The 25,284-nt window shown below is 67.8% G+C and carries 25 protein-coding genes and 1 tRNA gene; 11 read left to right on the top strand and 15 right to left on the bottom strand.

Annotated elements, in window-relative coordinates; translation table 11 throughout:
* Positions 1-599: 599 nt before the first annotated feature.
* Both ACFV1J_RS25390 and ACFV1J_RS25385 read left to right on the top strand, forming a co-directional pair.
* Entirely contained in the window at positions 600-2,924 is a 2,325-nt protein-coding gene (locus ACFV1J_RS25390; RefSeq protein ID WP_385861600.1) for a hypothetical protein, read from the top strand.
* 26 nt (positions 2,925-2,950) lie between these two features.
* Positions 2,951-3,622 (top strand): PASTA domain-containing protein, encoded by a 672-nt coding sequence (locus ACFV1J_RS25385; RefSeq protein WP_385861598.1) that lies wholly within the window; start codon positions 2,951-2,953, stop codon positions 3,620-3,622.
* A gap of 293 nt (positions 3,623-3,915) precedes the next feature.
* Here the strand turns inward: ACFV1J_RS25385 and ACFV1J_RS25380 are convergent, their stop codons facing one another.
* From ACFV1J_RS25380 to ACFV1J_RS25365, 4 genes are all read right to left on the bottom strand, one after another.
* The gene (locus tag ACFV1J_RS25380) at positions 3,916-4,266 is read right to left on the bottom strand and encodes a hypothetical protein (protein ID WP_385861596.1); all 351 of its coding nucleotides are present in this window, start codon (positions 4,264-4,266) and stop codon (positions 3,916-3,918) included.
* A complete protein-coding gene (locus ACFV1J_RS25375; protein WP_385861594.1) occupies positions 4,263-4,994 on the bottom strand; it encodes a GntR family transcriptional regulator in 732 nt (243 codons plus the stop codon). The genes ACFV1J_RS25380 and ACFV1J_RS25375 overlap by 4 nt, the downstream gene beginning before the upstream one ends.
* 8 nt (positions 4,995-5,002) lie before the next feature.
* A complete protein-coding gene (locus ACFV1J_RS25370) occupies positions 5,003-5,227 on the bottom strand; it encodes a hypothetical protein (RefSeq protein ID WP_385861593.1) in 225 nt (74 codons plus the stop codon).
* 364 nt (positions 5,228-5,591) lie between these two features.
* Positions 5,592-5,870 carry a hypothetical protein gene (locus ACFV1J_RS25365; protein ID WP_385861592.1) on the bottom strand — a complete coding sequence of 93 codons (279 nt, stop codon included), beginning with the start codon at positions 5,868-5,870 and terminating at the stop codon, positions 5,592-5,594.
* A gap of 79 nt (positions 5,871-5,949) precedes the next feature.
* Between ACFV1J_RS25365 and ACFV1J_RS25360 the strand changes: the two genes are divergently transcribed.
* Complete coding sequence (locus ACFV1J_RS25360) at positions 5,950-6,705, top strand: GntR family transcriptional regulator (RefSeq protein ID WP_385861591.1); 756 nt, start codon at positions 5,950-5,952, stop codon at positions 6,703-6,705.
* A 21-nt stretch (positions 6,706-6,726) separates the two neighbouring features.
* On the opposite strand, the gene ACFV1J_RS25355 is transcribed toward ACFV1J_RS25360, so the two are convergent.
* From ACFV1J_RS25355 to ACFV1J_RS25335, 5 genes are all read right to left on the bottom strand, one after another.
* Complete coding sequence (locus ACFV1J_RS25355; RefSeq protein WP_385861589.1) at positions 6,727-7,056, bottom strand: hypothetical protein; 330 nt, start codon at positions 7,054-7,056, stop codon at positions 6,727-6,729.
* 204 nt (positions 7,057-7,260) lie between these two features.
* A complete protein-coding gene (locus tag ACFV1J_RS25350) occupies positions 7,261-7,488 on the bottom strand; it encodes a hypothetical protein (RefSeq protein ID WP_385861588.1) in 228 nt (75 codons plus the stop codon).
* Positions 7,489-7,809: 321 nt separating this feature from the next.
* Positions 7,810-8,166 (bottom strand): hypothetical protein, encoded by a 357-nt coding sequence (locus tag ACFV1J_RS25345; RefSeq protein WP_385861586.1) that lies wholly within the window; start codon positions 8,164-8,166, stop codon positions 7,810-7,812.
* 31 nt (positions 8,167-8,197) lie between these two features.
* Positions 8,198-8,764, bottom strand: coding sequence for a hypothetical protein (locus ACFV1J_RS25340; protein WP_385861584.1), 567 nt, complete (start codon positions 8,762-8,764; stop codon positions 8,198-8,200).
* A gap of 24 nt (positions 8,765-8,788) precedes the next feature.
* Complete coding sequence (locus ACFV1J_RS25335) at positions 8,789-9,394, bottom strand: hypothetical protein (protein ID WP_385861582.1); 606 nt, start codon at positions 9,392-9,394, stop codon at positions 8,789-8,791.
* A gap of 461 nt (positions 9,395-9,855) precedes the next feature.
* On the opposite strand from ACFV1J_RS25335, the gene ACFV1J_RS25330 reads away from it, so the two are divergent.
* From ACFV1J_RS25330 to ACFV1J_RS25320, 3 genes are all read left to right on the top strand, one after another.
* The gene (locus tag ACFV1J_RS25330) at positions 9,856-10,554 is read left to right on the top strand and encodes a hypothetical protein (protein WP_385861581.1); all 699 of its coding nucleotides are present in this window, start codon (positions 9,856-9,858) and stop codon (positions 10,552-10,554) included.
* Positions 10,555-10,813: 259 nt separating this feature from the next.
* Positions 10,814-11,011 (top strand): hypothetical protein, encoded by a 198-nt coding sequence (locus ACFV1J_RS25325; protein WP_385861579.1) that lies wholly within the window; start codon positions 10,814-10,816, stop codon positions 11,009-11,011.
* A 100-nt stretch (positions 11,012-11,111) separates the two neighbouring features.
* Positions 11,112-11,180, top strand: a tRNA-Tyr gene (locus ACFV1J_RS25320).
* Positions 11,181-11,296: 116 nt separating this feature from the next.
* Here the strand turns inward: ACFV1J_RS25320 and ACFV1J_RS25315 are convergent.
* On the bottom strand, positions 11,297-11,815 hold the full coding sequence (locus tag ACFV1J_RS25315) for a hypothetical protein (RefSeq protein ID WP_385861577.1): 519 nt from the start codon (positions 11,813-11,815) through the stop codon (positions 11,297-11,299).
* 432 nt (positions 11,816-12,247) lie between these two features.
* On the opposite strand from ACFV1J_RS25315, the gene ACFV1J_RS25310 reads away from it, so the two are divergent.
* The gene (locus ACFV1J_RS25310; protein WP_385861576.1) at positions 12,248-12,910 is read left to right on the top strand and encodes a hypothetical protein; all 663 of its coding nucleotides are present in this window, start codon (positions 12,248-12,250) and stop codon (positions 12,908-12,910) included.
* Between the two features lie 168 nt (positions 12,911-13,078).
* Here ACFV1J_RS25310 and ACFV1J_RS25305 read toward each other — a convergent pair whose 3' ends face one another.
* Positions 13,079-13,495 carry a YeeE/YedE thiosulfate transporter family protein gene (locus ACFV1J_RS25305; RefSeq protein ID WP_385861575.1) on the bottom strand — a complete coding sequence of 139 codons (417 nt, stop codon included), beginning with the start codon at positions 13,493-13,495 and terminating at the stop codon, positions 13,079-13,081.
* On the bottom strand, positions 13,495-14,169 hold the full coding sequence (locus ACFV1J_RS25300) for a YeeE/YedE family protein (RefSeq protein WP_385861573.1): 675 nt from the start codon (positions 14,167-14,169) through the stop codon (positions 13,495-13,497). The genes ACFV1J_RS25305 and ACFV1J_RS25300 overlap by 1 nt, the downstream gene beginning before the upstream one ends.
* Positions 14,170-16,424: 2,255 nt before the next feature.
* Between ACFV1J_RS25300 and ACFV1J_RS25295 the strand changes: the two genes are divergently transcribed.
* The 3 genes from ACFV1J_RS25295 (at position 16,425) to ACFV1J_RS25285 (ending at position 20,608) form a co-directional block, all read left to right on the top strand.
* A complete protein-coding gene (locus tag ACFV1J_RS25295) occupies positions 16,425-17,729 on the top strand; it encodes a protein kinase (protein WP_385861572.1) in 1,305 nt (434 codons plus the stop codon).
* A 468-nt stretch (positions 17,730-18,197) separates the two neighbouring features.
* Complete coding sequence (locus tag ACFV1J_RS25290; RefSeq protein WP_385861671.1) at positions 18,198-19,301, top strand: aminopeptidase P family protein; 1,104 nt, start codon at positions 18,198-18,200, stop codon at positions 19,299-19,301.
* A gap of 662 nt (positions 19,302-19,963) precedes the next feature.
* Positions 19,964-20,608: a pentapeptide repeat-containing protein gene (locus ACFV1J_RS25285; RefSeq protein WP_385861669.1), complete on the top strand. Its 645-nt coding sequence runs from the start codon at positions 19,964-19,966 to the stop codon at positions 20,606-20,608.
* Between the two features lie 290 nt (positions 20,609-20,898).
* Here ACFV1J_RS25285 and ACFV1J_RS25280 read toward each other — a convergent pair whose 3' ends face one another.
* The 3 genes from ACFV1J_RS25280 to ACFV1J_RS25270 all read right to left on the bottom strand — a co-directional run bounded on the left by ACFV1J_RS25280 (position 20,899) and on the right by ACFV1J_RS25270 (position 24,318).
* Positions 20,899-21,396: a hypothetical protein gene (locus tag ACFV1J_RS25280; RefSeq protein WP_385861570.1), complete on the bottom strand. Its 498-nt coding sequence runs from the start codon at positions 21,394-21,396 to the stop codon at positions 20,899-20,901.
* 343 nt (positions 21,397-21,739) lie between these two features.
* On the bottom strand, positions 21,740-22,708 hold the full coding sequence (locus ACFV1J_RS25275; RefSeq protein ID WP_385861569.1) for a response regulator: 969 nt from the start codon (positions 22,706-22,708) through the stop codon (positions 21,740-21,742).
* Positions 22,705-24,318, bottom strand: a complete 1,614-nt coding sequence (locus tag ACFV1J_RS25270) for a histidine kinase (RefSeq protein ID WP_385861568.1) — start codon at positions 24,316-24,318, stop codon at positions 22,705-22,707. Before ACFV1J_RS25270 ends, ACFV1J_RS25275 begins: the two co-directional genes overlap by 4 nt.
* 268 nt (positions 24,319-24,586) lie before the next feature.
* On the opposite strand from ACFV1J_RS25270, the gene ACFV1J_RS25265 reads away from it, so the two are divergent.
* On the top strand, positions 24,587-25,177 hold the full coding sequence (locus ACFV1J_RS25265) for a heme-binding protein (protein ID WP_385861668.1): 591 nt from the start codon (positions 24,587-24,589) through the stop codon (positions 25,175-25,177).
* Positions 25,178-25,284 lie beyond the last annotated feature (107 nt).

Here is a 25,284-nt window from a genome sequence, read left to right as displayed (position 1 = left end):
TGCAGGGTTACTGACTACCAGCCGGGCAGACCTCAGCGACTGCCCCGCCGGTAGTTCGCAACGAGGGGGGCAACAGGACCTGCTTCATGGGCTGCTATCGAAATCTGTCTCCCCCCGCCCCAGGCAGATCGCTCCGCTCACCGTACGCGGCCCGGCTCCCCGGGCCGCCGCTCCTGTCCGCTCCGCTCCGCTTCGGCCCGGTCCACTTGGCCGCGCAAGCGAGCAGCCAGTAGCGAGAAGTTCATACGAGACCGGCTGTGGCTAGGGACGGTCGGCTCCACGGCGTCAGCCACCTCCCCGGTTCGGGTCCCGCGCCGAGCAAGAGCAGGGAGCCACCCGTTCAAATTCCGGGCAAGTTCACAGCCTGCCCGAGTTGCCGGCAAGCGTACGGGCTCCTTGATCATGCTCGACCTCAAACCGGGCAGGCCACCGGCCAAACCAGCTCCGCCGAGCTGGTTGCCTTCTCGCGTCAGCTAGCGTCCCGCCGTTGGCACTTCCTGTGGCATCGACGATCTCCTGTTTGAGCGCACGTACTCATAGGCACATCGATCTGCCAGAACCCCCAGAGGCCAGCCGCGACGCGAGCCATAATGACAGGCATGGACGCCCAGCAAGCCGTTGCTCCCGGCTCCCCACGCTTCGCATTGCACACGCTTGGGTGGCGCGCATTCCAAGACTTGTGCGCAGCGGTGCTTCGGCAGGTGTGGGGGCAATCAGTGCACACCTTTGCGGACTCAAACGATGCAGGGCGGGACGGCGCCTTCTATGGTACGTGGTCCAACCCAACGGACGGCCACGGATTTAAGGACCTACCCGAAGGCCCGTTCGTACTGCAAGCCAAGCACACCAAGGGCGCAGACTCCACACTGTCGATTTCAATGCTCAACGATGAGTTCGACAAGGTGCGTGGGCTCGTTGATAGGGGAGTGTGCGGTGCCTATGTACTGCTGACGAACGCTCGGGTGACTGGAACGGCCGAAGAAGCCATCCGTAAGCGGCTCATGGAGTGTGGTGTCGCACATCCGCTGGTCTTGGACGGCCAGTGGCTGTGCGACACCATCGCCGCAAACAGGGCTCTGCGCATGTTCGTCCCCCGGGTCTATGGGCTGGGTGACTTATCGCAGATTCTAGACGAGCGTGCTTATGCACAGGCTTCAATACTGATGGAATCGGCGAGGGACCAGGTATCCACCTTCGTGGTTACCAGCGCATATCGCAAAGCTGCTCAGGCTCTGCGCGAACACGGATTCGTCTTGCTACTGGGCGAGCCTGCGGTTGGTAAATCTGCTATCGCGCTCATGCTCGCGATTAGTGCAGCGGATAACTGGGGCTGCGTGAATATCAAAGCGCGCACCTCCGAGGAGCTTGTACATCGATGGAATCCTCATGAGAAAGATCAATTCTTCTGGATTGATGACGCCTTCGGGGCGGTTCGTCACGAACGGCGCCTGACCGATAATTGGGTGCGAGATCTCCCCCACCTTACGGGCGCAGTCAAGAACGGGGCGCGAGTTGTTCTGACCTCGCGAAGCTACATCTACAACGAGGCTCGCAAGTATCTGAAGACTTACGCATATCCCTTACTAAGGGAACAACAAGTTACCGTGGACGTTGCCGATATCACCCAAGCGGAACGGCAGCAGATTCTTTACAATAACCTGGCTGCTGGCGACCAGCCATCCAGCGTGCTCCGTCAGATGAAGCCGCATCTGGAAGCCGCCGCAGATGCTGAGCCGTTTCGCCCGGAAGCTGCACGCCGACTCGGACTACGCGCTTTCACTCACAATTTGGCACTCAGTCGATCCGGCATTGTGTCGTTTATGTCCCACCCTCACCAGTTTCTCTCAGATGTATACAGTCAACTTGACGCTGACGCCCATGCTGCTCTCGCGCTCGTCTACGTAGCGTCGCCGTACGGACTTGCGAGTCCGCTGAAACTGGATCGCGCGCAGCGAAAAGTCATCGAACGGGTGGGGGCGACTGTCGGTGCAACAGGCAGAGCACTTACAGCGCTGACCGGCACATTTCTGCAGCACACCACCGGAGGAACTTGTGAGGCAACATGGTCGTTCAAGCATCCAACATTGTGGGAGGGGTTCGCTGCGTGGCTGGTTAACCAGCAACACCTTCTGCCCGTCGTTCTAAGGGGTATGGACGACGCTGCCATACTTAGTCACACCCACTGTTTGACGGCAGGCGCTGAGCAGCAGGACGGAACCTTGTTGCGGATTCCTGAGCCTCTTTATGCCGCCGTGACTAAGCGGCTCGCCGCGCTTTTCGAGGAATGGCCCGAAGGGTCATGCTGGACCGGTGATGCGGCAGGGTATCTGGGAGAGAAGTGCAGCGATCGAATGCTGACGGCATTCATGTCCGGCTATCCTGCGATTCCTTCGCGACTCACAGACTTCTTTTCCCCCGTTTCGTCCGCACCGGAACCCAAGTTGCTCGCTCGTCTTCACCGTCTCGGCCTTCTACCTGAAAAACATAGACGACTGGCTGTAGACCAAATGGCGAAGTTGGCTGTGGGAAGTATAGACACCGCATGGCTTGGTGATGATGCTTGGCGGATTCTCCTGACCCAGGACGACCGTTCGCGACTCTTCTCGCAAGTGCGAAGCTCTCTCGCCCCTCGCCTGACAGAGGCAGTACGAGATGAATGGGCGACAAGGAACCGATTTCGGGAAAACGCCGGCGATCCGATGGGACATGCACTCTTGTCTTATCTGGCATCATTTCGCGAGTTGGGCGAAACTGACATGGTGGATGCATTTAACGCCGCTAGTGAGTTGCATTTCGGGTATGCGCCGCAGAACGTTTTCAACGTCTGCGAAGGGCAGGAGTCTCTTTTTGAGGATTCTGCTCTCCAGAGGAGCAGCGCCAGCTCATTTCGAAGCGCGTTCTCGGATCTAGACGAGGGCATTTAATCGCTCGACCCACATCAAGGACGACGGTGAAGAAGACGATCAGCCTACGCCTAGCCACCCTCACGCTGCTGGCCGCCACCGCCTGCCAGCCCAAAGGCAGTGAAACCGACAGCAACGGCACGGCCGACACTGCCAAAAAGACACAGGGCACCACGCCCACGATTGCATCCCCGATGCCCACTCCGGAGGAGACGCCCACGGCGAATCTCTTCACGTTACTTTCCCTCAAGGGCAAAACGCAGGATAGTGCCGTGGAACTACTGCGCGACCATCACCTCCGACTGGGAATGATCACCAACCGAACGGCGAATAAGGGGTTATCGCTCCCTTCAGGCGGTAACTTCGGCAGCTGGGTTATCTGCTCCACGGACCCCGCGCAGGGAAGCTGGATTACGAACTCCACCGAGATATATCTGTACCTCGCCAAGACTGCCTCCGCGTGTGTTAAGTCCACGCCCAAGCCGCCCCCGAAGAACACCTACCCGGCGCCCGCACCGGCCACCAAGAAGCCGGACTCCAGTGGCCCTCACACCTGCTCCAGTGACGGCAGCCAGACCGGCTACGCCTGTACCTCCACAGGCAAGGTTGTCGTTGAGGGTGAGTACTGCGCGAAGGCCGACCACGGCCGCACTCTCAAGGCCAGCAATGGGCGCATGGCCACCTGCGAGGACTACAACGGATGGCGCTGGAACGCCTGACGACGTCGCCTTAAGGCTTCTGACATCCACGGATGACAGCAGTAGGCGGAGTGGGCCCGGATCGAACTCCCAAATCGGTAGTCGGAGCGTGCCAGATGTGTGCCAGATCGAGCGGACAGTCACGGTCCACAGGGCGCGTGGAAGCGCAGCGACTGGGTTGCCGGCGGGAGGGTGCGGCGCGTGGTGTAACCACCACAGATGCGCTGGGGGCTCCCACCAGGCTTACAAAGCGACCCTCATGAAGCAAGGGAGCCCCAGAGCGCGGGGCTCCCTTGCCGTTCCGTATGTCGCTGCTAGCCGAAGGCCGCCGCCGGCAGCTGAGGCCCCTCATCGCTTCCCTCGTATGCGGGCGGTTCTGTTAGCGACAGGCGGTGGCCGCGGCTGATCGCTACGCGGCGCACGTCGCGCAATGCCCCAGCCATGTCCGTCACCAGGAGTCGTAGCTCGTTCGGCCAGTTCTGCCAGTCGCTGAGTACTTCGAGCGCGTGCTCGCCGAGTTCGGCTGCGACTTCCAGTTGAAGCGCTTCGGTGTTGTCAGCCACACGGGACAGGTAGCCGCCGTTGTTCTCGGTGCTCAGATAGCAAGGCTGACCGTCCGGCCCGGACCACGGGAGGAGTCGCAGCTCGTTGTTGTGGAACGTCATTCTCTGCTCGTCCCCTCATGGGTCACGTGGTGGGTGGTGAAGAGTGCGTCGCTTCGGTCGCCTGGGAGGATGAGGAGCGCGGCCTCGACCACGCGTCCGGTGCGGTCGGCTGCGACGCGCGTGATCGCGAGCACTGCCAAAGTCGAGCTGATTCGAAGGGTCGTCGCCTCCTCTGGTGTCGGAGGGCGAGCGCTGACTCGTTCTCGGACCTCGGCCAGGGGCGGGCGGAGCTCTGCCAGCTTCGCCGTCACGACTTCGTAGCAGTGGGATTCGGCAGGAACGCCGGTCGGCGCAAGCTCATGAGGCACGTAGATGCGAGCGAGGCTGTGTGGTGACTTGCCCTCATGGCTGAGGCAGAAGAATTCGGTGAGCGGGCTGTTTGCCGACACCCCCAGCAGGCCGATCAGTTGGCCGCGTGCCTGAAGGTTGGTGGCGCGAACGTTGACGCGAAATGCCGAGTCGGACGAGGGCTTCGTCCTGGGCGTTAGGCCGCCCCCGAGGTAGGTGATTCTGCGGAGGGGGTAGCGGACGAAGTTTCCCTTGCCGTGGATCTTCTCGACGAGCCCCTCACCGTGGAGGATCGCCAGGGCGTTTCGCAGCGTCGCTGTGCTGACTGCGTAGTCGGAAGCGAGCTGTGCCTCGGATGGGAGGCGTTCGCCGGCCTTGATCCGGCCGGTCGAGATCTTGTTTCGGATGTCATCGGCGATGATATGGCGACGAGAGGGCATGGGCCGCATCACCACCTTCTCAGCGTTCGTAGGGCTACGAGCCGAGTCCGGGAGTGCATGGTGAGCAACTCGCCCGACTCGAACCACAGGCGCTTCGCTCCGCCGGGAAGCTGGAGCAGGTCGGTGACGCGACACGGGTGACCGCCGATCTGGATGACGTCGCCGCGCTGCACGCTGGCAGATGTGATCTCGACAGGGGCGATCGCTGCACCGCTCGGTGCCCGGCCCCTCACTGAAGCCCGTCCGTTCGGGCAGGATCGGCAGCCATCGTGTGGCAGGAGCAGCTGCACGCCTCGTAGACCACGGGGATGCCGATCGGTGCAGCCGCGGGCGTGGAGTGCGCGCACTCGCCGTGCCTACCGATCCGGCAGGAACTCGACTGGTACGTAACGGCCTTCGGGTGAGTCACGTGTGGCTGTTGACGAGGAGGCATCAAAGGGCCTCCGCCATTGCGGACCAGTTGTGCGCCACGGGATCGCGGGGCGCGCCCGCCGGCCGGAAGGGCATCGGGGAACGGTGGCTCCGGCTCAGCGGGACGCACCTCTCATCGGCGTGCGAGACGCTATGGCGGCTACGGTTGAACATGCTGATCAGCTCCTATCGCTGACGGCCAGGCCCCCGGACATCGCCCGTCGCGGGGGCCGTTGTGCGTACGACCGCCCATAAGGTGCGGCCGTTCAAGTTGTTGGCGAGGAGCCCGAATCGATCGGCCTCCGCCACTGCTTCCAAGACGTCCCGCCACGACTCGGCGGGGAGCGACTCCGGGACCTCCGCTTCGATCGACGTGAGTTGGGCGTGCTGTTCCACGCGGGGGATGAGGCCGACGGCGGACCACCGGGCTGCGATGTCTTCGGCTCTTGCTTCCGAAGCAGGCACAGGGCAGCCTCCGTCGTCGGGTGATCACTTGGAGTAAATCTAGTTAACTAGATTAGAGCTAGTGGACTAGATTTTCCATATGCCTGAGCAGCCGCCGTACCTCCGCATCGCTGACGAACTCCGGCGACGGATCGCGGAGCATGAGTGGACGCCGGGAGACCGGCTCCCGTCACGAGCCCAGATCGGGCAGGAGTGCGGCGTCGGGGAGAACGTGGTTCGCCGGGCTCAGGAGCTGCTGATCTCTCAGGGAGTGCTGGAAGGTCGTGCCGGATCCGGCACGTACGTTGCCGCCCCTCGTCAGCGGGTACGCATGGTCCGTTCCTCGGCGCGCGAGCAGCCCGCCGGCTCCCCGTTCCGCGCGGATATGAAGGCCGTGGGCAAGCTGGGCGACTGGGAGAGTCGGACCGAGGCGAAGGTGCCGGCACCGGCTGAGATCGCGTCGCGCCTCGGTATCGGCGAGGGTGATCTGTGCGTCCGCACCGTGTACGAGTTCCTGGCCGACGGCAAGCCGGTGCAGTTGTCGACGAGCTGGGAGCCGTACGACCTCACGGGCGGCACGCTCGTCGTTCTGCCGGAGGGTGGGCCGCACGCCGGGGTGGGGGTGGTGAACCGCATGGCCGAGATCGGCATCACGGTCAGCCATGCCGTAGAGCAACCGGAGCCGCGGCAAGCGAATGCTGAGGAGGCGTCGCTCCTCGGCATCCAGAAGGCCAGCCTGGTCACGCACATCCGGCGGACGTACTACAGCGACCAGGGTCGGCCCGTGGAGACAGCGGACATCGTCGTTCCCGCTGCTCTGTGCGAGGTCGTCTACGAGATCCCCATCAGTCTTTAGTGAACGCTCACCTCGACATCGCTAAGGCGCGGGCGTGAAGCCGGCGGACCAGTCGAGATGGAACGGGGAGCCTGGAGTCTCCGGGGACCAACCCTCTCGGAGGGCGAGTTCGATGGCGTGAGCAACGTCGGAGGGAAGTACTGGCTTGGCCTCACGTCCCAACCAGTTGCTCGGATGAGGCTGGTTGGTGGTGACCACGAGCGTTGCCCCGGGGGCGTCTGCGTGCTCGACCGCGAACGTGCACGACGTCCAGGACAGGGCCTGAGAGTAGGTCGGCCTACGACGCAGCCGCCAGCGATAGGCCGTACCGTCGACAACGATGCGTCGTGCTCCCGTGCGGCCCATTGTCATGGCTTCTCCTCGACACGGAGGATGCTAGCGAGGCCGGCTCTACTGTCCGTCTCAGTTTCCGTCTCATTCAGCGCCGTTCGGAGCCGTTCAGACGAGACCGAAGCCGATAGCCGCTCTGACGGCCGGCCGCCCATGAACGCAGGTGAACGGCCCCGTTCGGGGCCCCTGCGACCACCACCAGACTTGGAAAGCGTGCACCTGGCCCTACGTGGTGGGGTAGTCAGTAGCGGCCAGCAGTTGCGGCTTCTCTGGTCGAGGACCCCCCCAGCGTGCCTGAGGCCGGTGGGGTGCGGCGAGGCACAGTCGTGCGTCGTCCTTGGCCTTCTGATCGAACCGGGCCAGGGCGCTCACCGCGGAAGTCGTCAGGCCCTTCGACTCCTTGGCCGGAGGAAGGTCCCACCACTGGGCGGCGATCTCCCCGGTTTGGGTCATGCCGTCAGGAGGTACCGGCCCCTGGCTCGTGCCATCTGTTCCCGGGCCAGCTCCAGCAGCTCCTGCTAGATCTCCTGACGCTGTGCCTTCAGGTCGATCTGACGGGCGTCAGTGGCGGCCCTGACTGCCTCCCTGTCGAAGGACAGCCCGAGGCGCTTGGCGTGGTTCGAGATGGTCCCCAGAGCTCACCCCGTCATATGCCCTCCCATAGATCCATGGGGAACGACGGTCGCCGCAGGACAGTGCCCATGACGGTCCTGAGATCGGTGCACAGAGGCTCGTACGGGGCAATGGGCAAGCCCTCATCGTCTCGGTGAAGCCTCACCGGATTACGGTCGATCTCGGCGTGAATCCGCTCCAGGAAGCGTCGCACCTCCGGATCCCGAACCTGAGGGCCTGTTGTTCAAGGGAGCGGTTCAGCTCCGCGAGGCGGGAAGTCCAGGTCCAATACCTGCTACTGACGGGGTCCACCTCTACGTCCTCGGCGAAGCGGTCCTGAAGCTCGTAGCTCAGCCGGGTCACCTCGTTGGCAGCCGCCTCCGACAGGCCGAGCATGTGTGTCCGCTCCGCCTCGTGGGCCGTCTTCCGCTGCTGCCAGATCACGGCTCCCGTGGAGACCACCGCACCCACGAGGGCACCGCCGAGACCGAACAGCCCCGCCACCATCTCCGGTCCCACGAATCGGCCTGCGTAGCTTGTCTGATGGGCGTCATGACGGGGCCGTGGGCCGGTGGTGCTGTTCGAGGTGCCTGCGAAGAAGTCGGCCGGGCTCGGGAAGTGGGTCTCTGCGCATGAAGGCGGACAGTGCCCCGATAGCCTCCAGAGTCCCGGCAAGGCACTTGTGGATGTGCCTGCGATGCTCTCGGTCCGTCATCTGCCGCGCCTCTTCCCGCCCGATCATCAGGGTCTCCGTAATCAGTCCCGCAGCGTCTGTGATTCGGGACTGCACCTCTCCCGCGTTCGGCATCAGCATTACCGCCAGCTCGGCTTCGTCGATGAACCCCCGCGCGATGCCACGCCAGGGTTGGCGCTCTTCGGGGACGGGCCTCAGCTCGCAGTCGTTCAGGTGTCTACGGAGGGCGTACAGCTCGGACAGGGCCTTCTCTCCTGCGGCTCGTCCGCGCTCCTCCAAGAGGCTGGCTCTGGCAGCTTCCTGCTGCTCGCGCATCGCCGCGGCCTGATGCCTCTGTTGGAACCATCCGCCGAGCAGGGCGCCTCCGGCTCCCACCACGGCACCACCGAACCCGATGAGCCCGACCAAGATTTCTGTCTGCATCGTCTCCCTACTTCCTGACGGGCGTCATGACGGCGAAGACGTGTTGTCTTCCTCTCGCGGGTCGACGTTGGCGGGGTCGGGGTCCTGCATCAGCTCGAAGCGACGCCGCTGGTTCAGCTCGTGTTGGGCGGCTCTGCGCTGCTTCTCCTCTGTCCGCTCGGAGAGGGACGGGAGGGGGTCGGAACGAATGTAGGCCGACAGGAGGTCGGTCAGCTCGTCCGTTAGCTCCGCGAGCCAGCTCACCGCGAAGAAGTGCCGGACACCGGCAGCCCTGAACCGTCTCATCACGATGAGGAGGGACTTCACGCGGTCGCGGAGTTCCCGGTTCGGGATGCGGGCCACAGCCCTCTCGACGTTCTCCATGTGGCCGAACACGGTGTCCAGGTATGACGCCCGCTCGTCTGTGGGCATCGTGGCGACGTCGCTCCTGACTGATCCCAGAAACTCCCCGAGCGTGATCAGCTCGCTCAGGGCCCTGTCCGCTGCTTCTTGGCCGATCTCCGCGAGGCGGGCCTCCCGGGCCAGCTTCCTCTGGTGGGACAGGCTGAGCCACACGCCACCGAAGGATGCGGCGCCACCGACCAAGGCGCCGCCGAAGCCGATGAGACCTGAGAGAACTTCTGGTTGCATGCCGATCATCATGCCGACGGGACCAACCCAATGGGGCTGATCCCGTCAAGTCCTCGGCGGCCGGCTCACCGCTCGTGGACTCGGATCCTCTCGGGAGGGGCTTGGGCCCTACTCAACGTTCGGCCTCCTTCCTCGAAATCCTCATCACCTCCTGAATGTCCACGAGTCATAGAAGCGGGGCGGTCGCTGGCGACAGCCGCAGAAGCGGGCTCGGATCGCGCGCCTGGAGCGGCACACCGAGCTGTGGACTATCTGTGGACTCAGCTTGTCCAATCCACGGCACGCGAGTCCCCTACCTGCGGAGATGTTTGAGTGTCGAGCGGCCTCCGGAGCCGTGTTGGTTGCCGAAGCCGTCGAATACTGTGCCGCAGCGTTGGCCGGGCGTCGTCGTTCGCCAGTATCGGCAAGCGTGAGTACCGGAGTCGACATCCCTCCTCCTTCCTGCGGGGCAGGATGGGGTCATGGCACCCACCGACCTGTCTCTCCTGCAGTTGCCGCGCGCGTGCCGTGAGGCTCTTGCCGAGCAGCGGTCAGAGCGGATCGACGGTCACACCATCCCCATCGCCACCGACTGGTGGAACAGCGAGATAGCCGCCGCTCACCTGCCTGGTGCGCCTGTGACCGGACCAGATGTCACGCAGCTCAGTCGCAGCGACTTGTTCACGGATGCGGCCAACCTCGATGCGGGCTCCGAAGAGGAGCTGCTGCGATTCCTGTGGCGAGTCCTCGCCTGGGGCAGCGGCATGAATCTCCGCCTCAACCGCAAGCGCATCCGAGCTGTGGCAAATAACCCGTCCTCAGCCGTGGCGGCTCTGCGCCAGGCTCTGCAGGCGGCCCGCGAGGATCCGGCGCAGGCCTACGAGTCTCTACGCCCGGGAGGCCGCAATGCCATTGCGTATCTAGGCCCGGCGTTCTCGACGAAGGTCTTGTACTTCGCCGGCAGTGGCGCTCTCGACCACCGGTGCGTGATCCTCGACTCCCAGGTAGCCGCCACGCTCAGAGACACCTGCAAGTGGGACTCACTCGGTAAGGACGAATGGCCCACCAGCACCTACGTCCGGTACTGCGCGCTCCTGGACCGCTGGGCCCACGAGGAGAGCAGACAGCTCGGGCGCCGCATCGGCATCGACGAGATCGAACGCTGGCTGTTCAGGCCCTGATTTGCGAACCGCGTTGTCGACTTCGATCTCCCGGCAGGGCCACTTACTATCGCCTCATCCCGTCTGAGGAGCGGTAACGCGCTCCTAACCAGGTGCGTGCCTAACTGCGTGACAACGCCGACGCACATTGGCGTACGCAGGCGGACGCGTACGGACCAACAACGCTGGTGAAGGGCACACCAACCGCAGGCCAGCCGCCCACCCAAGTTGCTTCGGGACGAAGAAGTCCTGGCACCTAGGCCAGCCGTAGGGTGAGGGCGTGCGAAACGACCGACACGACGAACCTCTCTCCGACGAGGAACTGGAACTCTTCTTGCAGTACCTCCATCGCTTCGCCAACCACGACGTCGATCAGTTCGTACTCATGGAGGTAGGTGACCCCGACTACCCGTGCTACATGGACCTGTCCCGGGCTCCGGTACCCGGAACCGTTCGCGCCGCTTACCGTCGCCCGTAGCCGAAGCAGGCGGGGTCGCCTGACATCTACGGCTGACATCAACGGCACCGGACGCCAGCAACTCCGGACGGGCGTAGGCATCAGCGCAAGGCTTGCAGCCGCCAACCGCTGAGGGAATCGGATCGAACTTGTAAAGCGAAGGTCGTCGGTTCGAATCCGACAGGGGGCTCTACGCGCACCGCGCTGACTTGGGACTTCTCCCTGGAGAGGCGTTCCGTTCGGCCTCGGACTCCTCGTCCGGGGCCGTTCGCGTGCGCGGTGGTCCGCTGAAACGGCAGGACTCGATCACGGCTCGGTGCTGGCAGCGACGCTCGGATTGGTCGTGTCGAAGTAGACCGTGTTCGTGCCCGGATCGAGATAGAACGTGCCGGAATATGTGCCGCCCGTCACTTCACGGTCGAAGGAGTCGCTCCGGACCCACCTGGCGTCCTTGGGCATGAACTCAGTGAGTTCTCCCGGAAGTTGACCTGGCGTCCTAGGCCGAAAGTTCCATTGCGGTGCGCCCGTGATGACAGCGACGGCATTTGCTCTCAGTTGGGCGGTTCCCACCACTCGAACGTCGGTGGGGCCCGGAACGGACCTTCTCGAATCGTTACCCAGTACGGTGCCGAGCCAGTGCGCGCCGGACAGCGGGCCGAGCGCAGTGAACCGACGCTCCAGCGGCTCGGGGTCTGTGCGGACCTTTCCACTGTCCGCGTGTTTCGCTGTCGACGTACATGCTGCAAGCACCGTCACCGCGCCAAGCGCCGTCACCGCGCCAAGGGCGAGCATCGCCCGGCGCCCGAGCTCCGACATGTCGCCCACAAGCCATCCCACCCCGAGCTCCCGTATCCCCAGCCGGATCGTAGCGGTCGGCTCGCAACTCCCATCCCTTGGAATTGATCACCCAGGGGGGCCGGCACCGGGGATTGGTCTACCGGGACGTCGGAACCTTGCTGCCACGAACTGGCAGGCCGGCCGGCCGGTCGGGCGCTGGCTGGCTCAGGCGACCGCGGATTGGGAAGCATGCGAAGTGATCGTGTTCCTCTGCCGACACCTGACGGCCCGCGCTCCCGCCGCGAAATCCTGACACTCCTTCGGAGAATCCGGGTCCACCAGGGCACGTATCGGGTGGTGATCAAGGGGTGGTTCGGGTGTGGCCGACGTGTCCGTGCATGGCGCTACGCTGCGGCAGCAACTGGCTGCTCCGCCGCAGGCGCGCAGGCGCGCAGGCAGGCGGAGACGGAAGTGAGATGTATGAGGCCGCTGGACCTGCTGGTCAGGGAGCATGTGGCCCCAGTGATGAGAGCAGCTGGTTTCAAGCGGTCCGGCCGCACCTTCCGCCTCGTCGCGGACTGTGGTGATCAAGCTGTTCTCGGGTTCTCGCGTCATTATGTCGACCCGGACGCCGCTGTGTTCGGCGTGGGATACGGCATCGTGCCGGCTCCGTACTGGGAGTGGATCAACCGGCAGCACTGGGCGAGCGGCCAGGTGGGGGCTCCTCGCGCCTTCGAGTCGGCGGTTGTGGCCGGTGACGTGATTCCCCCACCAGGGACAGCCCATCGCCCCGACTGCGAGGGGCGGCTCCGCTCGCGCTGGGCTCTGCGCGAGGACAATCGAGACCTCTGCGGTGAGGCGCTGGCTGGTGCGTTGCGCGATGAAGCGATCCCGCAGATGGTTCACCTTCTCGACCGAACCAATCTCCTGGAAGATCGCCGACATCGCGCCATGCCGGTCGTGCGACTCGTGCCGCTGCCCAGATTGGAGATCTTGCTGCGCGTCGATGACGCACCCCGTCGCGAGATAGAAGCCCTGCTGGCGGACGTGCAGCCAGCAGGGCCTGGGGACGATTTCGCTGCCTGGGTGCGTCGGAGACTGGCGACACGCGGCTTGACCGATACGCCTGACCGATACGCCTGACCGATACACCTACTAGGGGAGCCATGGGGAAAGCGTGTCGGCGAACGGTGTGTGTCCGCGCCGGGAGCGATGCGGGTGTGCACGGGCTGCCGCCCGCAGGTCGTTGGGGAGATCGTCGAAGCAAGAGCCGCCCCCACCGTGCACGGCTCGTGTCGGTGGGGGCCGGGTTTACAGTCCGCAGGAGCCGCGGTCGAGGTGGAAGTACCGGGCGTTGGCCCAGCGACACAACCGCATACCGACGATGACGCCGACGATGGTGATCAGGGCAGGCAGGTATCCGCTGGCGACCTGGATGATCGGGATTGCGGGGCACCCACCTGAGATCGCCCAGCCCGTACCGAACAGCACCGCGCCGGGGACCACGCCGGCGTGGATGCGCCCCGGGGTGCGGCGGACCCGCAGCAGAGCGAACGCGCACACGAGGATCACGACGGCACCCGCGAAGGAGAGGAGCATGCGCAGGTCCCGGAAGGTGAACATGCGGTTCAGCTCGGCGTAGTCGCCGAAGCCGATGTTGGTGACGGTATAGCCGAGGGCCAGTCCGGTGAGGATGTTGGCCAGCAGAATCGCGCCCCGGGTACGCATCAGATCACCTTCCACAGGAGGAACGACACCGCGACGGCGGTGCCGAAGAACACGGCGGTCGCGACGATGCTGACCGGGCGTAGCCGGCCGCAGCCGCTGAGTCCGTGGCCGGAGCTGCACCCACCGGCCAGCCGAGTGCCGAAGCCGACCAGCACACCTCCCACGAACAGCATGGCGATCATGGTGGTCGAATCGGCGGTGACCAGGTGCCGAAAGCCCGCGCCCATGTCGTAGCGGAGGTGGAACCGCCCGGAGGCGACCGCGGCGATGAACCCACCGAGGAAGATCGACACCAGCAGGGCGGCCTGAGTGACCAGCGGGGCCGGGCGCAGGCTCGTGGCTGCCGGGTGCTCACTCGCTGCCGATTCGGCGTCGGCTTCGAACGGCTGCGAGTTCTCGTACGGAACCTGCGGCACGGTGGACGCGGTGGTGGGCGCGCCGGCGCCGGCGCCGGTGCCGAAGTGCTCCGCTGTGGCTGCGGCAAGCGCCTCGGCCAGAGCTTGATCGTCGGCGAACTCCTCGTCCATCCGCTCGAGTTGGCGTTCGCGACGCCAGTGCAGCACGCGATCCCAGGCGGCCGACACCCCGAGAGACCGATCAGTGATGAGGGTGTGGTTGATGGTGATCAGAGCGAGCCCGATAGCGCCCACCCACCAGGGCCAGTAGGTACTCATGCGGGTCCTCTCATCCAATCGGCAAATCGAGCCCACCAGCCGCGCTTCGAGCCGGGCGCCTGCCGTGTGTGTCGAGCGGGGCTGTCTGAAGGTCGGACAGCCTGGGGGTGTGGTGACGGCTGGTCATGCCGGACAGCCTCTGGGTACGGTGACGGCTGGTCATGCTGGAAGGCCTCTACGTACGGTGACTGCTGGTCATGCCGGACAGCTGCTGGCGGGGGTGTCGCCCCGAACTGGGCCATGGCTTCCGGTGTCGCGGTTCCCTGCCCTGACCGTGGCCGTGACTGCTCATGCGGCTGGGTCGGTGCCGGCCGGGGCCAGGGCGCGGTCTCCGGTGTCCCCGGAGCAGGCTGTGGCGGTGGGGACTGTCGCGGGGACTGTCGGGGGGCCGCCGCCGCGCCGGTGGCGCCGGACCGGCCCGCCCCGGCCGGAGCTTCGAGGTGTCGCGCGCTGGCTCCGTTGGGCAGCAGACTGATCGGCACCCGCTCGCCGGTGAGTGACATCTGGTACCGCGCACAGCCGAGCCATCGATCCGCGCTGTCGCAGTAGTACTCGCGCCAGCCTTGCAAGCTCGCCCTCAGTAGGGGGAAAAGGGGGCATCCTGTGGCATGCGAGCAACTCACGTTGCTCCCTTCTGACCGGCGCACCACCCGTTCGGGGAGAGTGGTCGCCGTTCTCGATTCCTGCCCTTGCTGTGCCCGGTCGACGGCCTCAAAAGCAATGCGGTGACGGGCAATGACAAGAAGGCGCTGTGCCTCCCTTTCTCGACCGGGCGAGATGCAACCATTGTTTCGGTGTCCCGAGCAACTCAGGGAGTTTTTCCAAACAGGTCACTTGGCACTACTTGGTGAGATACTATCCGCGACGGATATGCGACGTCTGCCTCTCGTGTCCGGATATTTACGACCACCGGCGGCGCTACTCGGACCGTGATTCGACTTCTGAAGTGCGGCCCGCACCGACGCACGGCGGCTGTTTCTGAAGGGGTTGTGAATTCTGGAGTTTCTTGTGGCGATGGCGTGAATATCGTGGACATCAAACGAAGAACCAAGGGAGGTAGTCATGTGCGAACGCGCTGTCTGTTCGTCGTGCCGGAAGTTGACCTATGAGGGCTGCGGGAGGCATGTGGACCAGGTGCTCGTGGGCGTACCCACAGCTCAGCGGTGCATGTGTGAGCCTGTAGAACGCAAGCGTGCGCGCACGGTGGGGGCGGCGACTCGATCGGAATCGGTGCCCGTCCGGCAGGGTGACTTGCCGCGACGCATACACGCTCCTGGGGGCTCGGGGAGTCCACCGGGCCGGTCGAGAGGCGGCTTGTGGGGTCGGATCATCGATTGGGTGAAGAGACCGGCCTGAGGTGATCATCCGAGTGTGCTCGCTTTCGGTCCCTCGAGCCCAGGCGTTGGTTATTGCGCCACTTGGCACCCCGGATTTCAGAACTCCGGGGTGCCAAGTGGCGCCGAGCTCGGAGCGCGGAGCCAGCATCGAAACCCGCGTCCCGTGGCGAACGTCATCGGCGCCTTGCGCGACAGCGTGCGCTTCTTCTGATGGCCTCATCCGTATCCAGTTTCTGCGGGCCGGATGGAGAGATGATGCTTCGGATCTCCGGAATGGAGAGATGATGCTCCGGATGGAGAACTGACAGTCGCGCGTCACCGACGTGAATATGGCGGGCAGGCCGTCGCGGACGTGCGCGAGAGGGCGACCTGTGAGAGGGCGACCTCCCTGGCCGCCGGTGCCATCCGACGGCCGACGGTCCCCGAGGGATCCGACGGTCCCCGAGGGATTCGCCCATGACGGTAGCCCGGCTGCCACTGCCACGTGGGACGCCCGGGCTGCCGTATGTGCGCAGGAGCGGGCCAGCACGGGGGAACCAGCCCGCTCCTGCGATCGGCGCCCGCGCACCTCTCGATGAGGGTGAGCGCCTCGACCTCGTGATCGGGTCACTCCTTCCTGCGTGCTGTGCCCCTGGAATGTCACTGGTGACGGGAGAGGGGCACGACTCCAGCGCTCTTGTGAACGCTCTTGTGGACGGCGGAACTCCAAGCCGTCACGACTCAGCTGAGAACCATGCACGCATCCCCGTCCTCTGGCGGGGCTGCCCGTAGCGACGGGTTCTGCGCCGCCAGGAAAGGCAAGGGGTGCAGGGCCGGTACGCTGGGGCCGCTGCGGCATCCCGCACCTTGATCCGCGCCCCACGGCGAGCCATGGCTTGCGGCGGTCAAGACGTTTTTGGGCCTGAGGATGAAGAACAAGTGCTGATAGCGGGCCGGTACCGGCTGCGAGACACCATCGGGCGGGGCGCGATGGGGGAGGTCTGGCGGGCCTTCGACGAGACGCTCGGCAGACCGGTTGCCGTGAAACTCCTGCTCCCCCACGACTCCGACCCCACCGCAGCCTCCCGCTTCCGGCTGGAGGCACAGACCGCCGGTCGTCTCAGCCACCCGCACGTGGTCGGCGTTCTCGACTTCGGCGAGCACGAAGACCGTCTGTTCCTGGTGATGGAGCTCGTCGACGGGGGCAGCCTCGCCGACCTGCTGACCGTCTCCGGACCGCTGCCCGCCGAGCGGGTGGCCCAGATCGCCGCCCAAGCCGCCGTTGGGCTGGCCGCCGCGCACCGGCAGGGCATCGTGCACCGGGACATCAAGCCGGCCAACCTCCTGCTGGGCGCTGACGGCACCCTGAAGATCGGCGACTTCGGCATCGCCCGCTTCCTCGACGACCCTGGTGCCGCGCTCACCGCCACCGGGCACATCGTCGGCACCAGCCTCTACCTCGCGCCCGAGCGGGCCCTGGGCCGTACCGCCGGCCCGGCATCCGACGTGTACTCCCTGGGCTGCGTGCTCTACCAACTCCTCACCGGTCGGCCGCCGTTCCAGGCGGACAGTGCGCTCGCGGTGCTTCATCAACACCTCGATGCCGCCCCGGTCCCACCCCGGCAACTCGGCGCCGCTCTACCGCCCGCCTTCGAGAGCTATCTGCTCGGTCTGCTGGCCAAGGAGCCCGCGAGCCGACCCACGGCTGAGGAGGTGGCGGCCTGGTTCGGACGCGGAGCCTGGCGCGGCGCGCCGGAGCCGCTGCCCAGCGAACGGCTGGCCAGCGAACAGCAGGCGCACGGCGGCCCGGGCCGGCCGCACGTCACCGGTTCGAGAACCGCCGCCCCGGCAAGCTCCGTCGCCGCTCCCACCGGGCACTTTGGCGGTGCCTTCGCCCCGGTGGCGGACACCGAGTGGCGAACGAGCGTGCACCGGACCGCGACCCGCCGCTCACACCTGCCGTTCCTCCGCCGTTCCCGGCTGGTGGCTGTGCTGGGCGGCGCCGGCGTCTTCACCCTTGCGGTGGTGGTGGGCATGGTGTGGTTCTCGCCCGGCACCGGCTCGGCGCAGGGGCCGCAGACCAACCCGTCCTCAAGCACGAGCCCCGCCACACCGCCCCCCTCGACGTCGTACGAGACCGCTTCCTCGCCCCCGACACAGCCTGCCACGCAGAAGCCGGAGAAGGCGCCCGACGTCGAACCAGGCCCCAAGAAGGCCGACAGGCCCGGCAAGCGCAAGCACTGACACGGGCGCGGCGCGGGACCCGGAGTCCTCACCTGGTCTGCACCGCCTGGCTCCTGTCGCCCCACCTGGGGGAGGCGACTGCGCACCGGCCAGAAGGCTGGGCATGACCGGAGTGACCAGCGAGGCCAGCAGGGCCAGCAGGGCCAAAGCTGCTGGTCAACGCGTTCGGTGCGTCGGGTCCGGCTGTGCCCGGGGATCGTCATCAAGGGTCGGACCTCACCCTCCCTCCACGCCGCCCGCTCGGTGCAGTGCGGCCGTCGGGGAGGGGCGCGATGCAACCTCGGCGCTGAGCGGTTCTGGGCCACTCGTTGGGCGGAGCCGCTCGTCCATGAGCGGGGCGAAGTCCGGGTAGGAACGGGGCGAAGTCCCGGGGTGCCGGTCCGGAGGGGTTCGGTAGCGCCTCATCGCGGCGGGTTTTGGGTGAAGTGGTGGGGTGGGCGGCGTAAGTTCGCCGGCATGGTGACTTCGATGATGCAAGAGGACTACGAGCGGCGGCTGGAGCGGGCGGGGCGGGCGGCGGCCGTCGTCGGGCTGGCCGGGCTGCTCGTGACGCCCGGGCCGGATCTGGTGTGGTTGTGCGGCTACCGGCCGCCCGCGGCCACCGAGCGGCTGACGGCGTTGCTGATCGAGCCCGGACGGCGCTCGCGGCTGCTGGTGCCCGTATTGGAGCAGCCGGATGCGGAGCACTCCGCAGGGGCGGGCGCGCTGGACATCTCCGGGTGGAGCGATGGCGGGGACCCGTATGCGCAGCTCGCCAAGTGGATGCGTCCGGACGGCCGTTACGGGGTCTCCGACGCCACCTGGGCGCTGCATCTGCTGGGCCTCCAGCGGGCGGTGCCGGGGGCGGCGTACGCGGGGCTGACGGAGGTGCTGCCGATGCTGCGCGCCGTCAAGGACGCCCATGAGGTGGCGCTGCTGGCGGCGGCCGGGGCGGCCGCGGACGCGACGTACGAGGAGATCCTGAAGGTCCGCTTCGAGGGGCGGCGGGAGTCGGAGGTGGCCGCGGACCTGGCCCGGCTGCTGATCGAGCACGGGCACAGCCAGGTGGACTTCACGGTCGTCGGGTCGGGCCCCAACGGCGCGAACCCGCACCACGAGGCGGGGGAGCGGGTCATCGAGGACGGCGACATGGTCGTGCTCGACTTCGGCGGCCTCAAGGACGGCTACGGGTCGGACACGACGCGCACGGTGCACGTCGGGGAACCGGGGGCCGAGGAGCGCAAGGTGCACGACATCGTGCGGGAGGCGCAGCAGGCGGCCTTCGAGGCGGTGCGGCCGGGCATCGCCTGCCAGGACGTCGACCGGGTGGCCCGGAGGGTGATCAAGGCGGCGGGGTACGGCAAGTACTTCATCCACCGGACCGGGCACGGCATCGGGGTCACCACGCATGAGCCTCCGTACCTGGTGGAGGGCGAACATCTGCCGCTCGTACCGGGGATGTGCTTCTCGATCGAGCCGGGGATCTATCTGCCGGGGCGGTTCGGGGTGCGGATCGAGGACATCGTGACGTGCACGGAGGCAGGCGGCCGGCGGCTGAACGACACGGCCCGGGAGATGGCGGTGGTGCGGTAGGGGGTGGCCGGGGGTGGGCCGGGGGGATCACCTTGCCCCTCGTGGCGCGGGTCTCCAGGGCCCGGCCCGGGTTGTCGCCCCCGGCCCGGGCCGGCATCGGCGGGCCGAGCACCTGTGAAGAGCAGGAGGCCCATGGTGGTGCGGCCGGGGGCGAGCAGGGCGGCCGCTTGGGGGGCGGGGTCTGGTCCGTCCGGGACGTGTGCGGGTGGTCGGCGGCGATGACGGCGAGTTCGGCGTAGCCGCCGGGGCCGCGGCCAGGTGGGTGACGACCCGCGGTCGAGCCGGAACGGGTCGGTGCCCTCCCTCGCCGAGGGCGTCGACCGTTCCGCTCGCCGACCTCGGGCCCGGGCACGGTCGGGAGGTCGGGGCGGGGAACGGTCCGTACGAGTGGCCGGCGCGCAGGTTGAGGTGTGCTTTTGCGCTGGTCAGGGGGCGTTGTCAGTGGGGTGGTTCACGATGGGTCACGACGGATTCCGACGGGCGGATGACGGCGGATGACGGCGGATGACGGGGGATGTCGTGGGATTCGGGGGATGACGGGTGGATTTCCGACGGCGTGCGGCGGGGCACGGTGGGTGCGTTGCGTAGGTGCGGGACGCACGAGGCTTATGCGGGGTGAGGCAGGAAGGGGTGATCGCGTGGCCGGGCGCGGTAGGGAGACGGTGCGGGCGGTACGGCGGCCGGCGGTGCGGCTGCCGGAGCTGGTGGCGTACGACGGCGGGGAGTTGGAGGAGGACGGGGATTACGACGGGCTGGAATTCGCGGACGCCGACTGGGCGGGGCAGTCGGCGCGGGGTGCGCGGTTCATGGACTGCGCGCTGCGTCGCTGCGTGCTCGACGAGACGGGGCTCGGCCGGGCCCGGATCATCGACAGCGAGCTGAGCGGGGTGCGCGGGGTCGGGACGGACCTGTCCGGGGCGACCCTGCGCGATGTCGAGGTTACGGACGCCAGGCTCGGCGGGACGCAGCTGCACGGGGCGGTCCTGGAGCGGGTCGTGATACGCGGCGGGAAGATCGACTTTCCGAACCTGCGGCGCGCGAAAATTCGGGACGTCGCCTTCGAGGGGTGCGTGCTGATCGAGGCGGACTTCGCGGGGGCCGAGCTGGAGCGGGTCACGTTCGACGACTGCACCCTGGCGCGGATCGATTTCTCCGAGGCACGGATGAAGGACGTCGATCTGCGCGGTGCGGCGGCGGTGGACATCGCGCGGGGGATCGACCGGCTGTCGGGAGCGGTGATCAGTGCGGCCCAACTGCTGGATCTGGCACCGGCGTTCGCGGCGCAGATAGGGGTGCTGGTGGAGTAGGGGAAGGAGGGAGGGGAGGGAGGGTAGGGCGAGGGGGCGGGGCCGGGGGGAGCGCTTCATGGGCCGGGCAGGTGGGTGGTCGGCCGTCGGTGCGGCGGCTGGTCCTCGGGTCGGCGGCGGGCGGTCTTCGGGCCGACGGTGGCCCGGTCTTCGGGCCACCGGGACGGTGCGGGCCGGGGGCCGGGGGCCGGGCCGGATCGGTGTTCGGTGCTGATGGCCGGGGCCCGGGCGGGGCCGTGGTCAGACGTTGGGGATGGTCAGACGTGGGGATGGTCGGGCGCGGGCGATGGTCAGACGCGGGGGAAGCGGGCCTGGAGGTCCCAGATGACCGGGTTGTCGCCGAGGCCGTCGTGCATGTCTGTGAGGTCGGCGATCAGATCGTGCAGGAAGTCGCGGGCCTCGCGGCGGAGCGCGGCGTGATTGAAGGTGAGCGGGGGTTCGTCGGCCGGCATCCAGTCGGCCTCGACGTCCACCCAGCCGAAGCGTCGCTCGAAGCGCATCCGGTCGGCGGATTCGGTGAAGTCCAGCTCGGCGTGGAGGGGGCGGGCCGAGCGGCTGCCGCGGGGGTCGGTGTCGAGCTGCTCGACGATGTCGCACAGCGCCCAGGCGAAGTCGAGGACCGGCACCCAGCCCCAGGCGGTGGACAGTTCGCGGTCCGCCGTGGTGTCCGCGAGGTAGACATCGCCGCAGAAGAGGTCGTGGCGGAGCGCGTGCACCCCCGCGGTCCGGTAGTCCGTCTGCGGCGGGTCCGGAAAGCGGCGGGAGAGGGAATAGCCGAGGTCGATCACGCCTTGATGGTGTCACGCCGGTCGGCGGACGGACGTCCGCACCGGCTTTGACCAGAGCCTTTGGTCGGGCCGGGGACTTTGGCCAGAGCCTTGGGCCGACAGGGGACGCTGAGCGGGCCTTTGGTCGGGGACGCTTAGCGGGCCCGTGGCCGGGGTCTCTGTGCGGGCCCTTGGTCGGGGTCTCTGCGCGACCTTTGGCCGGGCTTCTGAGTGGGCCGTTGGCTGGGGGCTATGACCGGAACCGGTGGGCCGCTCGCGGTTGGGAGGGAATGAGTGGCAGACGGCGTCGGGGGCGTTGCGATGCCGCCCGCGGCCTCTCCTCGTACGGGCGGGGTGGGCGTCCTCAGGGCAGCAGGCGCTGTTCCTTGGCTACGGAGACCGCGCCGGCCCGGGTGTCCACGGACAACTTGTCGTAGATGCGGCCCAGGTGGGTCTTGACCGTGGCCTCGCTGATGAACAGGGCGCGGGCGATCTCCCGGTTGCTCAGGCCGCGGGCGAGCTGGCCGAGGATGTCGAGTTCGCGGTCGGTGAGGGTGGGGCGTGGGCTGCGCATCTGGGCCAGTACCCGGTGGGCGACCGGCCCGGAGAGCGTGCTGCGCCCCGCGGCCGCGGCCCGGATGGCGGCGAACAGTTCTTCCGGCCGCTCGGCCTTGAGGAGGTAGCCGGTGGCACCGGCGTCGATGGCGCGGGTGATGTCGGCGTCGGTGTCGTAGGTGGTCAGGACGAGGACGTGGGGGATCGTGCCTGCGGTGCCTGCGGTGCCTGTCCGGCTTGCGGTGCCTGTCTCGCCTGTCCCGCCCGTGGCCTCTGCCGTACCTGTGCTGCCTGTCCCGTCTGCTGTGCCTGCCTCGGCTGCCGTGGTCGCCCTGCCTGTCCCGCCCGTGGCCTTTGCCGTACCCGTGGCGCCGGTCCCGCCTGCCTCGCCCGCCCGGCCCGCGGCCGTAGTGCCCTCCGCTGCCCCTCTGCCCCTGCCGCCCTTGGCACCCTCGCCACCCTTGGCGTTCTTGGCGTCCTTGCTGTCCCTGGCGTTCTTGGTGTCCTGCCTGGTGTGGGCGGTGATGCGGCGGGTGGCTTCGATGCCGTCGATGCCTGAGCCGAGTTGGAGGTCCATCAGGACGACGTCGGGGCGGAGCGCGGCGGCCAGCGCCACGGCTTCCTCGCCGTCGCCGGCCTCGGCGATGACCTCGATGCCGGGGGCGCTGCTGAGCAGGGCGAGCAGTCCGGCGCGGACGACCGCATGGTCGTCGCAGAGCAGGACACGTACGGGGGTGTGCGGGGCTTCGCCCGCGGAGGAGGTCGCGGAGGAGATCATGGCGTGCGCTCCAGGGGGACGGCGGCGGACAGGACGGTGCCCTCGCCCGGTGCCGATTCAATGGTGAGGGTCCCGCCGAGCTGCCGCATCCGGGCGTGCATGGCGGGCAACCCGTGGCCGCGTCCTTGTGCGGCGGCGGTGGTGAAGCCGCGGCCGTCGTCGGCGATGTCGAGGACGACCTGGTCGCCCAGGTAGCTCAGGGTGAGGGTGACGGTGCGCGCGGCGGCGTGCTCGCGGACGTTCGCGAGGGCGCCCTGGGCGATGCGCAGCAGCGCGGACTGCACCCGGTCCGGGAGCGGTACGGGGGTTCCGTCCTGGTGGAAGCGCACGCTCAGCCGCCCGCCGGCACCGCTGCCACCCGGCCCGTCCGTAGTGGCGCCGGCCGCAGGACCCGTAGGGGGACCAGGCGTCGGGCCGGCCGTGGGAGCGGCGGTTGCCGGGCCGGTGGTGGGAGCGGCGGTTGCCGGGCCGGTCGTACGGGTGGCCAGCCGGCGGAGGGCCTCCGGGAGAGGAGTGCCGCCGGCCAGGTCGGCGGGGGCGAGGTCGTGGACGAAGCGGCGGGCCTCGGCGAGGTTGCGGGCGGTGATCTCGGTGGCCGTACGGAGGTGGCCGCGGGCGGTGGCCGGGTCGCTGTCCCAGGTCCGGTCGGCGGCCTGCAGCAGCATCTGCTGGCTGGACAGGCCCTGGGCGAGGGTGTCGTGGATCTCCATCGAGAGCCGCTGCCGCTCGGCGAGCGTGCCCTCGCGCCGCTCGGTCGCGGCCAGTTCGCGACGGGTACGCAGCAGGTCGTCGATCAGTGCCCGCTGGCGGGCCGCCTGCCGCTCCATGTGGACGAAGACGGCGGTGGCGAGCGCGGCGACGGCCGGTGGGGCCAGCACCAGGATCGGGTCGAAGTCGGTGGACAGCCGGAGTTGGGCGGCGACGACGAACGCGGTGAGCAGGCCGACCAGCACCGATGCGGCGCCGGCCGGCAGCGTCCGCAGGCCCGTGTAGAAGAGCGGCACGGCGCACCACGCGAAGCTCGGCGCGAGCAGGACCACGACGACCCACACCGTCACGACGGCAGCCAGCCAGAGCAGCCGGCGGGTGTCGGTCTGCCGGGCGTCCCGCGGACCGGGCCTCTGGGGTGAATGGGATGTATGTGATGTACGGGGCGAACGGGGTGCACGGGGTGCACGGAATGAACGAGGGGCAGGAGGCTCCGTATGGCGGTCGAGGCGCGGGCCGAGGACGTGGAGCAGGGCCAGGGTGATGCTGAGCGCGATGATCCAGGGGGTACGGGGCTCACCCGGGTGCCGGAGCAGGAAGCGGGTGAGCGAGGCGGCGAGCAGCAGGAAGAACGTCAGGTGCAGTACCGGGCCGAACCAGTGGGCGTCGGGGTCGCGACCCGGAACGGCGGTCGATCCCGCGGTCGGGGCGGCCGGCGATCCCGTGGCCGGGGCGGCCGTTGATCCCGTGGCCGGGGCGGCCGTTGATCCCGTGGTGGGGGAGGCTGTCGTTCCCCTGGCCGGTGCGTCCGGCGATCCCTCGTCCGGCTTCGCCCCGGCGGTGACCGCTTCGTGGCCGGCGGCCCCGTCCCGGTCGTCCGGGGGCTGCTGAGTGATGTGCACCGTGGGTCTCCTCGTAGGCCGACGTCCGTCGGACGGGCCCTGGTGGGGCGCCGACCTCGTAGTCGTAACCCGGGCGGAGCGGCGCCCGCATCAACCGATCGGCCGACACCGGTATCCCCCATCATGCACGGCGATCCGGGCCGGACCGCCGATCCGGGCGGGCCGTTCGCGCTCCGACGATGGGGGCATGAATCCGAGAACTCCGTTCCGCTCCTCCGATGCCTCCCCCAAGGCCTCCCGCCGGTCCTCCGGCCAGGCCTCCGACCAGATGACCCGCAAGATCTCCCGCAAGGTCTCTCGTAAGGTCTCCGCGGTCGGTGCCGTCGCCGCGGCCGCCGGTGTCGCGACCGCCCTGGTGGGCGCGGGCGTCCTCGGTGGCGCCTCCGCGTCCGCCGCGCCCTCGTCCACGAGCTCGGTCGCCGCGTCCTCGTCCGTGAATGTCGGCAAGGGCCTCACCCGCACCAGCACCCACCTCACCATCGACGCCGCCACCAAGGCCGCCCAGGCCGCGTTGAAGGCGGCCGAGAAGGCCGGGCAGCGGGTCTCGGTGGCCGTCGTGGACCGCAACGGCAGCACGCTGGTCGCGCTGCGCGGCGACGGTTCCGGACCGCAGGCGTACGAGTCGGCGGCGCGGAAGGCGTTCACCGCGGTCTCCTGGAACGCCCCCACCTCCGAGCTGGTCAAGCGCCTCGACCAGGCCCCCACGCTCAAGGACATCCCCGGCACCCTCTTCCTGGCGGGCGGTGCGCCGGTCCAGGACGAGGACGCGCCGATCGCCGGCATCGGGGTGGCGGGGGCGCCGAGCGGGACCCTCGACGAGCAGTTCGCCCAGGCCGGCGTGCAGGCCCTCGACGGGTAGCCCAAGGGGTCCGGAGAGACGGGAGAACGGAGAACGGACAACGGAGGACGGAGGCGGGGACGGCAGGGGCGGGAGAACCGTAGGGGCCCAGACGGGCAGGTGAGCCG

The sequence above is a fragment of the Streptomyces sp. NPDC059649 genome, from assembly GCF_042734445.1.
GTDB lineage: Bacteria > Actinomycetota > Actinomycetes > Streptomycetales > Streptomycetaceae > Streptomyces.
This window is presented reverse-complemented; position numbering and strand designations above follow the sequence as displayed.